We start from the raw sequence: 836 nt of genomic DNA on the forward strand, positions 1-836 counted from the left end.
CATTTGATGGGGCTCGCAGGCTGTTGACCCTCCTAAATCAGAACCTTCTCTGCAAGGGTGAATGAACGCTTCGCGCCCCTGCAGAGAAGAACCCTGTTTGAGGTAGGGACAGCCAAGCGGCTCCATAAAGTGATACTCAAACAGAAAGGAAACTCCTCATGGCACAACGACACTCAAGCCCAACTCTCTCTAAACCGATGTTCAGCGACCAGCGTTTCGCCGCTGGGCACGAAAGCTCACCAAAAAATGATATCTCCTGTCGGGTCGTTGAACGTGCAGTTCGTTCGACTGTTTCAGCTACGGTTTCAAAAGGACTGATCTGGGTGAATTCCACTGACTTTAATTCGAGCGTTCGAGCGGTAAAAGTGCACGAAATTTTACTTAATGAGTTTGGTTATACCGACTCTTTAATCTTAGAGGAAAGTCTGAAAGGAAAAGGGGTGAGTATTGGCGTATGTGACAGAGTGACGACGGTAAAACAGATGCGAGAAGATTACGCCTACGCGAAAAAAGAAGAGAGAAACGTTGAAACGACCGCTAAGCATCAAGCAATAGCGAAAGACCTTCTGACTAGCTTGTATGGCCAATAACACGGACTGAGCGCCGCCCATCACGACTTTAAATATTAAAAGGGGATCTATTATGTCTGTACTTGCTAACTACTCTAATCACAGTCTTTTCTCTGTAGAAGAAAAAGATATCTTGAACCATGCCGCGAGCATTTTAAAATCTAAGTTGTTTGTGTCAGAGCAGACGCCACTCAATTCCCCTGAATTGGTGAAGTCATTTTGTCAGACTTCACTCGCTTCCAATGAAAGCGAAGTGTTTGGGGTGAT

General features: G+C 45.6%; 1 protein-coding gene and 1 pseudogene. Both read left to right on the forward strand.

The window, feature by feature from the left end; all coding sequences use genetic code 11:
* Window positions 1-158: 158 nt before the first annotated feature.
* Complete coding sequence (locus AB4589_RS23560; RefSeq protein WP_108196719.1) at window positions 159-590, forward strand: hypothetical protein; 432 nt, start codon at window positions 159-161, stop codon at window positions 588-590.
* 52 nt (window positions 591-642) lie between these two features.
* A pseudogene (locus tag AB4589_RS23565) lies at window positions 643-836 on the forward strand (hypothetical protein); the annotation flags it as partial.

This window comes from Vibrio sp. 10N.222.49.A3 (assembly GCF_041475145.1).
Lineage (GTDB): Bacteria > Pseudomonadota > Gammaproteobacteria > Enterobacterales > Vibrionaceae > Vibrio > Vibrio tasmaniensis_A.

What these genes read in the sequence shown, in the direction of transcription:
- AB4589_RS23560 (WP_108196719.1), top strand. Translation starts at nt 159, where the DNA reads ATGGCACAACGACACTCAAGCCCAACTCTCTCTAAACCGATGTTCAGC.